Here is a 14,204-nt window from a genome sequence, read left to right as displayed (position 1 = left end):
ACCCGTACCACCAGCCCCCGCCGCGGCAGATGCCGATGAGAGTGCACTGGGTGGCGACACCGCCACCTGGTGCGTACCAGCGCGGGCCTGGTGGATACCGGCCACGTCCGTACTCCGGGCCGCCCTCGTATCCGACGCCCCCACGCTGGGGCTTCCCGAGCCTGGCCTGGCGTTGGCCTCGGTCGGTGCCAGGTGCACGGCCCGAAGCACCGGCCGCGATCGACCGTGTCCGCATGCTCGCGCGTCAAGCCGTCGCGATGCTCTGGTTGCTCGTCGCGTTGGCTGTGCTCGCGGCGGCAGCCGAGATCTGGCGGTACGTGCTGCTGTTGCAGAGCCGGTTCGGTGCGTTGAGCAGCGGCGTTGTGTCCGCATCGGACACGTTTGTCTACACGGGCGCGAGCCTCGCGCTCGCGGTCGGCACGATCGCCGCGGGCCTGACCATCTGGTGGCTGTATGTGGCGCGCCTGGCCGCCACGGAAGTCTCAGGCTACGAGCCGGGTCGTACGAACAAGCAGTTCTTCTGGGGAATGCTCGTGCCAGGCGTCAATCTCGCCGTCGCCGGGTCGGTGTTCGCCGAGCTGGAGCACACTGCCGAGCGTGGTGACCCCAAGCAGCGGCCAAAGCCCGGCAAGCTGGTCAAATGGTGGTGGGGGCTGTGGATCGCGGACGGTCTGCTGATGGCCGCCACCCTGATCTGGCGGTTCCGTGACGGCGTGCAGGCCCAGGCCGACGGCGTGGTGCTGGCGGCGGTCACGGACTTGGGAGGTGCCGCGCTCGCAGTGCTCACGCTCCTGCTGATCCGTCGGTTCGTGAAGTTGCTCGCCCCGATCGACACGGCAAACGTACGGCTGATGCGTGTGGTCAAGGTGGCTGACGCCCCCACGCCACCACTGCGAGCGACCAGATCTTTCGGATCTGTGCGTTGATGCAACCCGCTGCCGCGGGACTGCGTTCATAGCCCGTGGCAAGATTCGACAAGGAGTTTGCCGAGTTCTTCTCGGCACGCTTCGACAAGGCCCGGCGTATCGCGTACGCGATGTGCGGCGACTGGGTCGAGGCTGAGGAGATCGCACAGAACGGCTTCGTGCGGCTCTATTCGCATTGGCCCAAAGTGGCCAACACCAACCCGGACGCGTACCTGCGGACCGTGCTGACCAGGTTGTTCCTGGACACGCGGCGCCGGGGCCGCAAGCGCGAGCAGCTTGTCGCCGAGCTGCCCGAGGTGTCGATGGCCGCAGATGATTCCAGCGAGGACCGGCAGACCCTGGTCGCCGCGCTGCAGTACCTGCCGCCCAAGCAACGGGCGGTCGTGGTGCTGCGAATAGTCCAGGACCTGTCCGTCGAGCAGGTGGCAGCGGCGATGCGCTGCTCGGAGGGCACCGTCAAGAGCCAGACCGCCCGAGGCCTCCAGGCGCTGCGTGCGGCGTATGAGAAGGTCACCGCCAGTTCGGGGTGTGCATGATAATGGATGACGAGAAGCTGATCCAGGCGCTGCGCAGGGAAGTCGACGGCCCGGCGCCGACCGTACATACACAACTGTCGGACATCGTTCCGAGAGGGTTGCGCCGACGGCGCATCCGGCAAGCCAGCTCGATTGCCGCAGCTGTCGCGGTCGTCGTGGGCATCGGTTTCGCCGCGACCGCGTTCGATGGTCAGCCGTTGTCGAACGAGCCGGCCAAGACACCGGTCGTCGAGATTCCGACGACCGTGCCGCTCACAGCCGACTGGGGCCGGGCGAATCTGCCGGCGATGACTCCGATCTCGACGTGGAAACCGGACGCGGGCAAGACGCCGATCCCTGGTGTCCCCGCGGCCGGCCTTCCCCAGTGTGCGCAGGGCAATATGCCGCCGGGACCAGACCCGAAGCCGGCGTCGATGGCCCCGGGAGTCCAGCAGTTGCTCCTCGAAGCCCTGCGGGAGGTCGCCAAGCCGGCCGAGGTCGGCGGTCTGGTCGAGCGGAGACCCTCCCCGGACGAGCCGGTGTACTGGGCCGACATCAAGGACCGTGCGGGCACGGCCACCATCCGGGTCTGGCCGGAGACCACCCCGGCGTCGCCCCTGGTGACCGCCGACTACCAGGCCTTCTTCGAGAACAACTGCCAGCCACCGAAACGGGTGGTCAAGCCGGACGGGTCGGTGATGCAGATCTACGAGATCAGACCGGCCGGCTCGGTGATGACTCAGACCATGCGGATCTACCTGCCGGACCATCGCATGTACACGGTGATGGCGCACAACTATGTGCCTGGATCCGGCCCAGGCGATTTCCTCGTGACTCGGCCGGGGCCGGTCCTGACCGAGTACCAGCTGGCCAAGCTCGGAGAGGCACTGATGTCGCCCTAGTCCTTACGAGCGAGGTGCGCACATCCCGTCGGCGACATACTGGCGGACGTGCGTACTCGTGACCTGGTCCTGGCGGGTGTGGTCGTTGTCGCGTCCGTAGTGCCAGTCACGCTGACGGCGGGTTGGGGCGCGGTCGTTCTCGCGGTCGTCGCGTCGGTGCCGGTCCTGTGGGTTCGTCGCAAGCCCCTGCTTGTCGGTCTGGTGGTCGGCCTTGCGACCTCGGCGCTGGCGATTTTCTTTGTGGCGCCGTTGGTTCCGGCCGGTCCGCTGGTGGCTGTGTACTTCATCGCCGCGACGAGCCCTCCTCTGTGGCGGCTGGTCACAGTGGTCGCTGCGACTGTCGGAGTGACTGTCTCGTTGGTCATCCCAGGCGATGACGACCTGAACACCTATCGGTACCTGGCCGTCGCGTACATCGCTGCCTACGCGTTGGGCACGAATACACGCGCGCGGCGCGCACAGGCAGCTGCTGCGGCGGCGAGCGAACGCACGCGGATCGCGCGTGAGATGCACGACGTCATCACGCATTCCGTCGGCATGATGGTCGTACAGGCCGAAGCCGGGCCGTTGGTCGTGCGCTCCGACCCGGACCGTGCCATCGCGGCTTTCGAGGCGATCGCCGCGACTGGCCGGGGCGCTGTGGGGCAGCTTCGTGAAGTCGTGCAGGCATTGCGTTCTCCTGGTATCTCGTCACTCGACGAGCTGGTCACAGGCATCGCGTCGTTGGAGGTCAACGGTTCGCCGCGGGCGGTTTCGTCCGAAGTGGACGCAACCGTGTACCGGATCGTCCAGGAGTCACTGACCAATGCCATGCGGCACGCGTCGGCGCGGACAATCCAAGTGCGGTTGCACTGGCACGAGCGGACTTTGGGGGTCGATGTGGTCGATGACGGTCGCGGATCCGCCGGCGGCTCAGGCTTCGGGCTGTTGGGGATGCGGGAACGTGTCGCGGCCTGCGGTGGGACGTTGCGTACAGGCCCTGGTCCGGGCGGAGTTGGCTTCGCCGTGCACGTGAGCCTGCCGATCTGATGCTGCGCGTACTTGTGGTCGACGACCAGGACCTGTTCCGTGGCGGCTTCGCGATGATTCTCGGCGTGCAGCCTGACATGGAGGTGATCGGTGAGGCTGCTGACGGTGCTGCGGCCATTCGGCTCGCCGCCGACGTGAAGCCGGACATCGTGCTGATGGACATCAGGATGCCTGGTGTGGACGGCGTGACCGCGACCCGGGAGATCTGCGCGCAGACTTCAGCCAAGGTCATCGTGCTGACCATGTTCGATGTGGACGAGTACGTCTACGCAGCGCTGGGCGCGGGTGCGAGTGGGTTCCTGCTGAAGGACATTCGTCGTGATGACCTGGTCAACGCGATCCGGCTCGTTGCCGCCGGGGACGCTTTGCTGGCGCCGAGCGTGACCCGCCGGTTGATCGCCGATCTGGCTCGGCGTGGGCATCCTGTCCCCGCACTTGCCGCGCGACTTGGGACGTTGACTGATCGTGAGCGCGACACGCTTCGGCAACTCGCGCGTGGGTTGTCCAACGTGGAGATCGCGGGTGAGCTGTATGTCAGTGAGCACACGGTCAAGACGCACGTCAGCAACCTGTTGAGCAAGCTCGGTTTGCGGGATAGGGCGCAGGCTGTGGTGTTCGCGTACGAGTCCGGTCTGGTCATTGCGGGTGAGAACTGACTCGCCCGTGTCGGCGATCCGCTTCTCCGGAATTTGGCCGAACCTCTTGATATGAAACTCGTCGGCCTGCTGGCCGCTTTGCTGATCGCACCGACGCCGGTTTCCCCGGCCGTTTCCTCGTGCACAACGACAACTCCGCTTGGCGTCATCGCGGGGCGTGCCGCGGAATCCCAGTGTGTCTACCGCGGCATCCGGTACGCCACCGCGCCTCGCTCACAGCCGCCCGTACCTGCTCAGCCGTGGTCCGGCACCTTCCAGGCCACGGATTCCACTGCGGTCTGCCCGCAGTTCCGCGACACGACCTCGGAGGAGTACCCCGACGACAAACCGGTTTACCTGAATGAGGACTGTCTGGACCTGAATGTCTGGGCACCGCGGACTCGCGGGCGGCATCCGGTGATCGTGTTCATTCACGGCGGCGCGGCCCGGTTCGGCACGGCGAACGAGCCCCGCTATTCCGGCGCCAAACTGGCCGGTGACGCGGTCGTGGTGACTCTGAACTACCGCCTGGGCCTGTTGGGAGCAGGCAACAATTTCCTGCGTGATCAGATCACCGCCCTCGAATGGGTGCAGTCCAACATCGGTGCGTTCGGTGGTGATCCTCGCAACGTCACCGCGGTCGGCGAATCCGAGGGCGCGTTCTCGTTGAGCGCCATGCTCGCCACCGACAATCCGCAACGTCTGTTCCGCAGGGTGGTACTGCAAAGTGGCTCCGGCTACATGGTTCATTCCCAGCCTCGGCCGCCGGTGGACCTGACCGGGCTGACCACGTTGGCGGTACTGCACCTCCAGGAGAAGCTGGTCGGCGCGAACCCGCTGCTTGGGGCCGTCTACTTCGGACCGTATGTCGACGGGAAACTGGTCAGGAAACCTGTGATCGACGCTGTACGAGCAGGCAACGCACGCGGTATCGATGTGCTGACCGGCTCGAATCGAGCCGAGATGCGTTATTTCGCCCAGTTCGATCCTGGCATCCTGGACATGACCCTCGACGAGTACCGGGCGTTCTTCCCGGCTCAGCTGAATCTTGACCGGGTCGCCCGCGTCTACCGGAACGATGTGCTGGCCATGCTCACCGACCAGACAATGCGCGTACCCGCGACCCGATTGGCCGAAGCCCAAAGCCGTTGGGCCAGAACTTATATGTACGAGTTCGACTGGGGTCCGGCCGTACACACCGCCGAACTTCCGTTTGTGTTCGGCACGATGACCTTCACCGGTATCCCCGGCGGCGCAGAGGCCTACAAAGCCAATCCGCGTGCGGCTCAGGCGTTGTCGGATCAGATGCGGTGCGCGTGGACTTCGTTTGCCCGAACCGGTAACCCGGGTTGGCCGGATTACCGGTCCGGTCGCATCACCAAGCTCTGGAACACGCCTCCCAGCTTGGTGTTCGCTCCCAGGGAAGCCGAACGCGCCGAGTGGGACGCGTTCGACTTCCGGTATTTCCAGTGACTCAGCTGGCCTTCTTGAACTCGAACGTCTTGGCGGCGTCGGAGGTGAAGTTGTACTTCAACGTCTTCAATCCGAACGGCTTCGACGCGTCGACGGTGAACAGAGTGCTCGACCGCGGCGGGTTACGCGATTCCGTGGCGCCGTAGACATAGTCGCCGGAGAGGCCGTCGAACGACACGGTTCCCAGTTTCTGCATGGCGTCCAGGATGCCTTCGTGGGACAGGTTGCCCAGTTCGATGGCCTTCTCCAGCACCGCGGTCATCGCGCGGCCCTGGTTGTAGCCGAAGGCCAGGTAGTAGTCGGGCTGCTGGCCGGGGCCGAACTGCGTGGTGCGGTCGACCAGGTCCTTCATCCCGGCCACCTTGGTGTCGCCCCACTCGGTGCCCTCCGCCACGATCGTGGTGGTGGCCTGCAGGTACGGCGTGATCGGCGACTTGGACATCGCGGCCGCGTAGGCCGGGGACTGCGCGTACCAACGCGGGTTGAACTTGGCCTGCGCCGCCGTGCCCCAGATCTTGCCCGCGTCGGTGGGGGTCGCGGTCAGGAAGACCATCTGGCAGCCGGCGCCCGCCAGTGCCTGGATCTGGCCGGTGAAGTTCTCCGTGCCGGACTTGTAGCGCTGGGTGTTGGCGATGGTGAAGCCGTACTTCTGGGCGGCGTACTGCAGGCCCTGTAATCCGGCCTCGCCGTAGACGTCGTCCTGGATCATGTTGCAGATCTTGGAGTCCTTGGTGCCGCCGCCCTCGGTCAGATAGTGGTCGAGCGCGTTGATCACCTGGATCTGGTACGGCCCGCCGATCGGCAGCAGGTTCGCCTCACGCACCCACAGCGCGTCCAGCGACGCGGGCGCGGCCAGCATCTTGTCGGACTTCAGCTGCGGCAGCACGGCCAAGGTCGGCGCGGTGCCGAGGATCTGGGTGAACGCGACCACGTTGCCCTTGACCTTGTTGTACTGCTGGACGGTCACGTCCGGCTTGTACTGCGTGTCCTCCTGGACAAGCTCCACTTTGTACTTTCCGGCCACGCCGCCGCGCTGGTTGAGCGCGTCGAACCAGATCTTGTTGCCCGCGGTCAGCGGCAGGCCGATCACCGCGACCGGCCCGGAAAGCGGCGACAGCACACCGAGTTTGATGGTGGTCCCGTCGAAACCGGCGGTCGACTGCGGCGCGCCGGCGGTGCCACCGGAGCCACCGCCACCTTGATCGCCGGCACCTCCACATCCCGCCACGACCAGCATGGCGGCGAGTGCCAGTGTTATGCGTCGATACATGGTGACGGCCTCCTAATACGAGAATGGCCAAGACTTGAAATAAGCCTTGATACGTAACCAGATCCCCGCCAGCCCCCGTGGCTCCAGAACCAGGAACAACACGATCAGAATCCCGAAGATGGCCTGGTTCAAGGCGAACACGCTGATGAATCCCTCACCGCCGACGCTCGTCTGCACACCGGGAATGGCGTCGCCGAACCGGTCGATCAGCGCGGGCAACGCGCCGACGAAGACCGCGCCGAGAATCGACCCGAAAACAGTGCCCAGCCCGCCGACAATGACAATTGCGATGTACTGGATGGACAGCAGCAGATTCCACTCGTCCGGGCTGACGAACTGCTGATAGGACCCGAACAACGCGCCGGCGACCGAGGCGATCGCACTCGAGATGACAAACGCGCCGATCTTGTACCGGCCGGCCCGTACCCCGATCACCTCGGCCGCCTGGTCCCGGTCCCGCACGGCCTGCAAGGCCCGCCCAGGCCTGGTCCGCACCAGGTTCTTCACCAGCAGCGCGACCACCGCGACCAACGCCCAGACCAGCCAGAAGTAACCCTGATTGCGTGAGTAGACCTCACCGGCCAGCGTGACCCGGTTGAAGTCGACAGGTCCGAGCGAAACGCTCGCATTGATCGAAGTGCCGGAGTTCCCGCCGCTCAATCCCTTGAAATTGCGCCACAGATGCTCGCCGATGAAAACCAGTCCGAGCGTCACGATCGCGAGGTAGTGTCCTCGCAGCCGAAGCGCGAACGGCCCGATCACCGCGCCGAGAAGACCACCCGCCAGCGCGGCCATCGGCAGCCAGAGAATGAGTGGAAGTCCCAGTTCACCACCGGCCCAACCCGTGACATAGGCACCGGCTCCGATGAAGAAGGCGTGCCCCAACGAGATCTGCCCGGTGAACCCGGTCAGCAGATTCAGTCCGATCGCACCGACCGCGGTGATGCCGACATAAATGAGGACGGACAACCAGAAATCGTCCTGGATGACCATCGGCAGCATCACCAGAGCGGCGAGCATGGCCACGAGTCCGACTCGTGCTGTCGGCGTGCCGAACAGCCGTAGATCCTGGCGATAGTCCCGGACAAGGTTGCGGTGCGGCTTGGCCATCAGACTCGCCTCACGTCTTTCGTTCCCAGCAGCCCATATGGCCGGATCAGCAGAATCACGATCATCAGCAGATAGGGCACGATGACAGAAACGTTGTCGCCCGCCCACGAGAACAGCTGGTCCTGGTATCCCCGCGTAAGCGCCTCGGCCAGCCCGATGATGAGTCCACCGAGCACGGCCCCCGCAGGCGAATCCATCCCCCCGACAATCATCGCCGGGAAAGCCGCCAAAGCAATGAACCCGATAGAAGGAGAAAGCCCGCCGGGCCCCGCGGCCATCGCAATCCCAGCCAACGCGGCCAACGCGGCAGCAATAGCCCACGACACAGCATAGACCCGCCTCGCACTGATCCCCTGCGCCAACGCAGCCTCCGGATCAAAAGCGGTCACCCGCATCGCCAATCCCAACGGCGAATACCGGAAGAAAGCAAAGAACCCGACAACAACAAGAGCAGTGAGCCCGATGGTCCAAAGATCTCGAACCCCGAAAACAAGATCGCCGACCTGAACGGTATGAATATTCCAGGGATTCCGGACCTGCTTGTTGTCAAACCCCCAAACGGCGGTAATCAACGGCTCCAGCACGAACAGCAGACCAATGGTGATCATGATAACCGCGAACGGAGGCTGCCCCACCATCCGTCGCAGAACAAGCCGCTCAAACCCGGCCCCCACAACAGCAGCGGCCAAACAGGCCATCAAAATGGCAACCCCGAACCCAACCAGCAGATTATTGGAGAACGTATACCCGAGATAGGCCCCTAATGCCAGCAGCCCACCCTGCGCGAAATTGATCACCCCGGTCGACTTGAAGATGACCACAAACCCAAGCGCCACCAACGCATAAGTCGACCCAAGCGCAAGCCCCGCGAAACAGTTCTGCAGGAAGGCGGTCATTTGTACATCGCCTCGATTTCTGTTTCGAAGCGGCGTTCGATGGCTGTGCGCTTCACTTTCTGGGTGGCGGTCAGTTCGCCGTCCTCGTGGTCCAGTTCTTTGCTGATGAGGATGAAACGTTTGACTTGTTCGACTTGGGCGAGTTCGTTGTTGGCGGTCGTCACTACGTTGCGGATGAGGGCGTAGACCTCGGGTTTGTCAGAAAGATCCGCGTAGGTTGTGTAGGGCAGGTCGCGGCGGGTTGCCCAGTTGCCGACTGTGTCGAGCTCGATTCCTATCAATGCCGTCAGGTATTTGCGGCGGTCTCCGATCACGATGGCTTCGCGGACGTAGGGGGAGACCTTGAGCAGGTTTTCGATTTCCGACGGCGAGATGTTCTTGCCGCCTGCCGTGATGATTATGTCCTTCTTGCGGTCGGTGATGCGGAGGAATCCGTCCTTGTCGATCTCGCCGACGTCTCCGGTGTGCAGCCAGCCTTCTGGGTCCACGGCCGATGCGGTTGCTGTGGGGTCGTCGAGGTAGCCCTGGAAGACTCCGGCTGAGCGGGTCAGGATTTCGCCGTCGTCGGCTATCCGGATTTCGACTCCGGGCAGGGCCTGCCCGACGGTGCCGAGCCGGACGTCGCCGGCCGGGGTGATGGTGCAGATCGCCGTGTTCTCTGTCTGGCCGTATCCTTCGCGGACCGGGATTCCGATGGCCCACAGGTATTCCAGGACTTGCGGGGCGATCGGCGCGGCGCCGCTGACCGGCGTGCGCACCCGGGACATGCCGAGTTTCAGCCGCAACGGCCGGAACATCACCAGCTCACACAACCCGAGTATGAGCTTGTCGGCCACAGAGGTCTTACCGGTCATCCGGCGTGGAGCGATTCGCTTTCCCTGGCGCAGACAGACTTTGTACATCGCCCGTTTGAACCGGGACGCGTCGGCCATCCGGATCTCGACGCCGGCCATCATCTTTTCCCACACCCTGGGCACGCCAAGGAAAACCGTCGGTTGAACGTCGCGCAGGTCCTGTGGAAAGGCTTCGCCGCCCTCGCCGAAATTCACGGTCGACCCGGCCCACACCGCGTCGATCACCGAGACCAGACGTTCGGCGATGTGACACAACGGCAGGTAGCTCAGCACTTCATCGTTGGCGCCCGCGCCAAGCGCCGCCGTGAATGTCCGCCCCGAAGCGACCAGGTTCGCATGCGAGATCAAAGCGCCCTTTGGCGGTCCGGTCGTTCCTGAGGTGTAGACGAGAATCGCAGGCGCGGCAGGATCGAGCCCTGCCACCGATGCGGAATAGTCTGCGAGAGAGCCATCCTTGAAGGAGTCGAACAGGATCACGTCATCGGACCGCACGCCGCGCGGATCGATCACGACGATGTGCTTCAAGGCGATGAGCCGGTGCCGGACCGCGAGCACTTTGTCGAGCTGTTCCTCGTCCTCGGTGATGAGCACGGAAACCTGGGCGTGTGCCAGCAGGTACTCGACTTCGGTCTCCGGCGACGTCGGGTAGATCCCGACACTGATTCCGCCGAGCCCCTGCACGGCAAGGTCCGCGATTATCCACTCAGGACGGTTCTCGGCATGGATCGCCACCCGGCTGCCGGCGTCCACGCCCAACGAGCGCAGACCTGCGGCGACGTCAGCGACGCGTTGCGCGTATCCGGCCCAAGTCGTTTCCTGCCAACGTCCCCAGTGCTTGCGGCGTAACGCGATCTCCTTCGGCCGGTCGCGGGCCAGCTCGAGCAGCCGCGCGGGCAGCGTGGCTGTGTCCACTTCGGTCTTCTGCAGGGTCGCGCTCATGCTGCACCGCCCAAGTAAGCCTCGATGACCTGGGGATTTTCCTGTACCTCGGCAGGTTCTCCGGTCGCGATCACCACACCGAAATCGAGCACGAGTACTCGGCTGGCGAGGTCCATGACCAGACCCATGTCGTGCTCCACCAGGATCATGGTCACCGGCAACTGGCGGCGGACCTCGGTGATGTACCGGGCCATGTCCTCGGTCTCCTCGAGGTTCATCCCGGCGACCGGCTCGTCGAGCAGCAGCAGCGTCGGCTCCATCGCCAGCGCCCGGCCCAGTTCGGCGCGTTTGGCCACGCCGTAGGGCAGCAGCCCCGCAGGCATCCGCCGGTACGACTCGAGCTCGAGCAGTTCGATGATCGACTCGACGGCCGAGCGGTGCGCGATCTCCTCGCGTTTGGCCCGGCCCCACCAGAGCATCCCGGACAGCATCCCGGTGCTCATCAGGTGATGACGGCCCAGCATCAGGTTGTCGATCAGGCTGAGATGCTGGAACAGCCCGAGGTTCTGAAACGTGCGTGCCACGCCGAGCGAGGCGATCGCCGCGGGCGACTTGCCGGTCAGCGGCGCCCCGGCGAGCTCGATCGTGCCCTCCTGCGGCCGGTAGACCCCGTTGAGACAGTTGAAGATCGAGGTCTTGCCCGCGCCGTTGGGCCCGATGATCGCGAAGAGTTCGCCGTGGCCGACATCGAAGCTCACGCCGTTCAGCGCGGTCACGCCGCCGAACCGCAACACCAGGTCGCGTACCTTGAGCATCGGCGTCAAGCGCTCCAACGCTTCCTCCTCCGGTAGCTCTTGATGTCGGCGAACGACCGCCGCTCGCCGGAGCCCAGGTAGAACTCGCGGATGTCCTCGTCGGCCAGCAGGTCCGAGGCCGGGCCGTCCTTGACGACCTTCCCGTTCTCCAGCACGTAGCCCGCGCTGGCGATGGCCAGCGCCATCACCGCGTTCTGTTCGACCAGCAGCACGCTCGTGCCCTGCTGGTTGATCTGCACGATGATGTCGCGCACCTGCTCGACCAGACGGGGCGCGAGTCCCAGGGACGGCTCGTCAAGAAGGAGTAATCGAGGTGAGGCCATGAGTGCGCGGCCGATCGCGAGCATCTGCTGCTCGCCGCCGGACAGGTAGCCGGCGATGGATTTGCGCCGTTCGGCCAGGATCGGGAACAGCTCGAGCACCCGGGTGTACGACTGCTTGACCTCGGCACGCGATCTACGGGTATGCGCTCCCGCGCGGAGGTTCTCGTCGACTGTGATCTCGGCGAACACGCGCCGGCCTTCGAGAACCTGGGCGATGCCGTTGCGGACGATCTTGGCCGGGTCCGCGCCGGTGATGTCGGTGCCGTCCAGCCGGACGGAGCCTTTGGTGATCTTTCCGCGGTGCGGGCCGAGCAGGCCCGTCACGGCTCTGAGCAACGTCGTCTTGCCGGCACCGTTGGCACCGAGCACCGCGACGATCGATCCAGCGGGGACGTCCAGGCTCAGCCCACGTAAAACCAGGACGACATCGTCATAAACGACCTCCAGGTTGCTGACCGACAGCATCGTTTCCGAAGCCACAGCAGTGCCCCGTTCCCTCGCGCCGTTGAACAAACCGGGCATTTGTGATCTGGATCACGACATATCGGAAGGTATCTCCGCCTCTTGTTTTGGGGCAAGCCTCGGGCCGAACCGTGACCTGTCGCATCGGTAGGTAGTTAACCGGTCACCGGGAGCTCGCGCAGCCCCCGAATGACGAATTCGGGACGCCGTTCAGGCTCGCCGGCCAGTCGCAGACCGGGCAGCCGAGTGGCCAATGCCCGCAGCGCAGCGGCGATTTCCACGCGGGCAAGGGGAGCGCCGACGCAGTAGTGGATGCCCGCGCCGAAACCCAGATGCGGGTTGGGATTCCGGCTGACGTCAAGCCGGTCCGGCTCGGCGAAAACTTGCCCGTCGCGGGCTGCCGCGCCCAGCAGGGCGGCGATCTTCTCACCTGGCTGGACGGTGAATCCGGCGATGGTGACCTCGGCTGTCGCAGTGCGCTCGAACAGTTGCAGTGGCGCGTCATAACGAATCAGTTCTTCCACAGCCGTTGGCAGCAAAGCAGGATCGCCGATCAGGCGCTGCCATTGATCGCGATGACGCATCAAGGCGACGACTCCGTTGCCGATCACGTTCACGGTCGCCTCGTGCCCGGCCATCAAGAACAACACCGCGGTCGCCACGAGCTCGTCCTGGTTCAGCTTCTCGCCGTCGTGCGCGGCGACGAGGTCGTTGATCAGGCTGTCCGGCGCGGGATCCTGTGCCAGCCCACGCAGATAGGCCACGAACTCACTCGCCGCGTTCTCGGCTTCCTGACGTTTGGCCTCGGGCAGGCCGTACTCGTACATCTTCACGATCGCGTTCGACCACGGCACGAGCTTCGAGCGGTCCTCCGCCGGCACGCCAAGCAGTTCGGCGATCACCTCGACTGGCAGAGGCGTGGCGAGCATCTCCAACAGGTCCGCCGAGCCCTCCGAAGCGATCTTGTCCGCGAGATCCGTCACGAGACGGTCCGCGAGCTCGTCCACCCAGGGCCGTAGCCGCTCGGTGTGCCCGCGCCCGAATGCGGCCGATACAAGCCTGCGCAGACGCGTGTGCGTCGGCGGCTCGTTCTCCAGCAGAGAGTTGCGGTGCAGCAGGTTGAACGAGGTGAACTGCTCGATCGGGGTGGCGTCCGACCAGATCCGCCCCAACGACCGGTTGCGCAGCACCTCGGAGCACGCGGCATGCGACACGGCAACCGCCAGGCCGAGCCCGGAATGGGCGTGGACCTGCGCCTGCGCCCGCAACGCGGCGAAAGTCGGGTACGGATCGGCGACGAAATCAGGGTCCTGAGGGTCGAAAGGCATGTCAGCAACCGTATGTCCGCAGTTCAACGGCACGTGCGACGATCGCGGAGTGTTGCCTGAAGTCGTCGCGCACCGCGGGGCCTCCGCGGACCTGGCCGAACACACGTTGGCCGCGTACGAACTCGCGCTCGCGCAGCAGGCCGACGGACTGGAATGCGACGTCCGGCTGACCAAGGACGGCCAGCTCGTCTGCGTGCACGACCGGACCGTGGACCGGACGTCGTCCGGCACCGGCATCGTCAGCACCATGACCGTCGCCGAGCTGGACAAACTGCGCTGGGGCGGTGCGGACGAACCCGGTGTGCTCACCTTGGAGAAGCTGCTCGAACTGGTCAGACCCGGTGTCCGGCTGTTCATCGAGACCAAGCACCCGGTCCGTTACGGCGGTCTGGTCGAGGCCAAGCTGGTCGCCCTGCTGGCCCGGCACGGCCTGGCCCGGCCGAAATCCAAAGAGGAATCACCCGTTGTGGTGATGTCCTTCTCGTCCCGGGCGATCCGCCGGATTCAACGGCACGCGCCCGAGTTGCCGACAGTCATGCTGGTCGGGTCCCGCGTCACGCCGAGTGCCGGTGACTACGTGGGTCCGTCGATCGAGCGGCTGCGAGAAGATCCAGAATATGTAGCGCGTGCAGGCCGCCCGGCTTACTGCTGGACGGTCGACGACCCCGCCGATGTCCGGCTTTGCCAGAGTCTGGGCGTCCGGTTCATCGCGACCAACAAGCCCGCCGCGACCTTGGAAGTTCTGCGCGGTACGGTCCCGGAGTCCGAACCGTCGAGATAGGGAGTT

General features: G+C 65.0%; 14 protein-coding genes. 7 read left to right on the top strand and 7 right to left on the bottom strand.

The window, feature by feature from the left end:
- Positions 1 to 35: 35 nt before the first annotated feature.
- The 6 genes from JOF56_RS10525 to JOF56_RS10500 are packed head-to-tail and all read left to right on the top strand — an operon-like array spanning position 36 to position 5,480.
- Positions 36 to 926 (top strand): DUF4328 domain-containing protein, encoded by an 891-nt coding sequence (locus JOF56_RS10525; RefSeq protein WP_245378227.1) that lies wholly within the window; start codon positions 36 to 38, stop codon positions 924 to 926.
- Between the two features lie 35 nt (positions 927 to 961).
- The gene (locus JOF56_RS10520) at positions 962 to 1,462 is read left to right on the top strand and encodes a SigE family RNA polymerase sigma factor (protein WP_209636776.1); all 501 of its coding nucleotides are present in this window, start codon (positions 962 to 964) and stop codon (positions 1,460 to 1,462) included.
- Between the two features lie 2 nt (positions 1,463 to 1,464).
- Positions 1,465 to 2,343: a hypothetical protein gene (locus JOF56_RS10515; protein WP_209636774.1), complete on the top strand. Its 879-nt coding sequence runs from the start codon at positions 1,465 to 1,467 to the stop codon at positions 2,341 to 2,343.
- 48 nt (positions 2,344 to 2,391) lie between these two features.
- Positions 2,392 to 3,372 carry a sensor histidine kinase gene (locus JOF56_RS60045; RefSeq protein WP_209636772.1) on the top strand — a complete coding sequence of 327 codons (981 nt, stop codon included), beginning with the start codon at positions 2,392 to 2,394 and terminating at the stop codon, positions 3,370 to 3,372.
- Positions 3,372 to 4,028 carry a response regulator gene (locus JOF56_RS10505; RefSeq protein WP_209636770.1) on the top strand — a complete coding sequence of 219 codons (657 nt, stop codon included), beginning with the start codon at positions 3,372 to 3,374 and terminating at the stop codon, positions 4,026 to 4,028. The genes JOF56_RS60045 and JOF56_RS10505 overlap by 1 nt, the downstream gene beginning before the upstream one ends.
- Positions 4,029 to 4,079: 51 nt before the next feature.
- On the top strand, positions 4,080 to 5,480 hold the full coding sequence (locus tag JOF56_RS10500; RefSeq protein ID WP_209636768.1) for a carboxylesterase/lipase family protein: 1,401 nt from the start codon (positions 4,080 to 4,082) through the stop codon (positions 5,478 to 5,480).
- Position 5,481: 1 nt separating this feature from the next.
- On the opposite strand, the gene JOF56_RS10495 is transcribed toward JOF56_RS10500, so the two are convergent.
- From JOF56_RS10495 to JOF56_RS10465, 7 genes are all read right to left on the bottom strand, one after another.
- Positions 5,482 to 6,750, bottom strand: a complete 1,269-nt coding sequence (locus JOF56_RS10495; protein ID WP_209636766.1) for an ABC transporter substrate-binding protein — start codon at positions 6,748 to 6,750, stop codon at positions 5,482 to 5,484.
- A gap of 12 nt (positions 6,751 to 6,762) precedes the next feature.
- Positions 6,763 to 7,860, bottom strand: coding sequence for a branched-chain amino acid ABC transporter permease (locus tag JOF56_RS10490; protein ID WP_209636764.1), 1,098 nt, complete (start codon positions 7,858 to 7,860; stop codon positions 6,763 to 6,765).
- Entirely contained in the window at positions 7,860 to 8,756 is an 897-nt protein-coding gene (locus tag JOF56_RS10485) for a branched-chain amino acid ABC transporter permease (protein WP_209636762.1), read from the bottom strand. The genes JOF56_RS10490 and JOF56_RS10485 overlap by 1 nt, the downstream gene beginning before the upstream one ends.
- The gene (locus tag JOF56_RS10480) at positions 8,753 to 10,549 is read right to left on the bottom strand and encodes an AMP-dependent synthetase/ligase (protein WP_209636760.1); all 1,797 of its coding nucleotides are present in this window, start codon (positions 10,547 to 10,549) and stop codon (positions 8,753 to 8,755) included. The genes JOF56_RS10485 and JOF56_RS10480 overlap by 4 nt, the downstream gene beginning before the upstream one ends.
- On the bottom strand, positions 10,546 to 11,304 hold the full coding sequence (locus JOF56_RS10475) for an ABC transporter ATP-binding protein (RefSeq protein WP_209648160.1): 759 nt from the start codon (positions 11,302 to 11,304) through the stop codon (positions 10,546 to 10,548). The genes JOF56_RS10480 and JOF56_RS10475 overlap by 4 nt, the downstream gene beginning before the upstream one ends.
- A 5-nt stretch (positions 11,305 to 11,309) precedes the next feature.
- Positions 11,310 to 12,092 (bottom strand): ABC transporter ATP-binding protein, encoded by a 783-nt coding sequence (locus JOF56_RS10470; protein WP_209648159.1) that lies wholly within the window; start codon positions 12,090 to 12,092, stop codon positions 11,310 to 11,312.
- 152 nt (positions 12,093 to 12,244) lie between these two features.
- Complete coding sequence (locus tag JOF56_RS10465) at positions 12,245 to 13,417, bottom strand: cytochrome P450 (RefSeq protein WP_209636758.1); 1,173 nt, start codon at positions 13,415 to 13,417, stop codon at positions 12,245 to 12,247.
- Between JOF56_RS10465 and JOF56_RS10460 the strand changes: the two genes are divergently transcribed.
- Positions 13,416 to 14,198, top strand: coding sequence for a glycerophosphodiester phosphodiesterase (locus tag JOF56_RS10460; protein ID WP_209636757.1), 783 nt, complete (start codon positions 13,416 to 13,418; stop codon positions 14,196 to 14,198). The genes JOF56_RS10465 and JOF56_RS10460 overlap by 2 nt on opposite strands.
- Positions 14,199 to 14,204: the final 6 nt, after the last annotated feature.

This window comes from Kibdelosporangium banguiense (assembly GCF_017876405.1).
Classification (GTDB): Bacteria; Actinomycetota; Actinomycetes; order Mycobacteriales; family Pseudonocardiaceae; genus Kibdelosporangium; species Kibdelosporangium banguiense.
The sequence above is the reverse complement of the archived record's forward strand: the minus strand, read 5'-3'. Positions and strand labels throughout refer to the sequence as shown.

Excerpts from the sequence above, each read along its gene's own strand:
- JOF56_RS10525 (WP_245378227.1), top strand. The coding sequence starts at position 36 with ATGAGAGTGCACTGGGTGGCGACACCGCCACCTGGTGCGTACCAGCGC.
- JOF56_RS10515 (WP_209636774.1), top strand. The coding sequence starts at position 1,465 with ATGGATGACGAGAAGCTGATCCAGGCGCTGCGCAGGGAAGTCGACGGC.
- JOF56_RS10505 (WP_209636770.1), top strand. The coding sequence starts at position 3,372 with ATGCTGCGCGTACTTGTGGTCGACGACCAGGACCTGTTCCGTGGCGGC.
- JOF56_RS10500 (WP_209636768.1), top strand. The coding sequence starts at position 4,080 with ATGAAACTCGTCGGCCTGCTGGCCGCTTTGCTGATCGCACCGACGCCG.
- JOF56_RS10495 (WP_209636766.1), bottom strand. The coding sequence starts at position 6,750 with ATGTATCGACGCATAACACTGGCACTCGCCGCCATGCTGGTCGTGGCG.
- JOF56_RS10490 (WP_209636764.1), bottom strand. The coding sequence starts at position 7,860 with ATGGCCAAGCCGCACCGCAACCTTGTCCGGGACTATCGCCAGGATCTA.
- JOF56_RS10485 (WP_209636762.1), bottom strand. The coding sequence starts at position 8,756 with ATGACCGCCTTCCTGCAGAACTGTTTCGCGGGGCTTGCGCTTGGGTCG.
- JOF56_RS10480 (WP_209636760.1), bottom strand. The coding sequence starts at position 10,549 with ATGAGCGCGACCCTGCAGAAGACCGAAGTGGACACAGCCACGCTGCCC.
- JOF56_RS10475 (WP_209648160.1), bottom strand. The coding sequence starts at position 11,304 with ATGCTCAAGGTACGCGACCTGGTGTTGCGGTTCGGCGGCGTGACCGCG.
- JOF56_RS10470 (WP_209648159.1), bottom strand. The coding sequence starts at position 12,092 with ATGCTGTCGGTCAGCAACCTGGAGGTCGTTTATGACGATGTCGTCCTG.
- JOF56_RS10460 (WP_209636757.1), top strand. The coding sequence starts at position 13,416 with ATGTCAGCAACCGTATGTCCGCAGTTCAACGGCACGTGCGACGATCGC.
- JOF56_RS10465 (WP_209636758.1), bottom strand. The coding sequence starts at position 13,417 with ATGCCTTTCGACCCTCAGGACCCTGATTTCGTCGCCGATCCGTACCCG.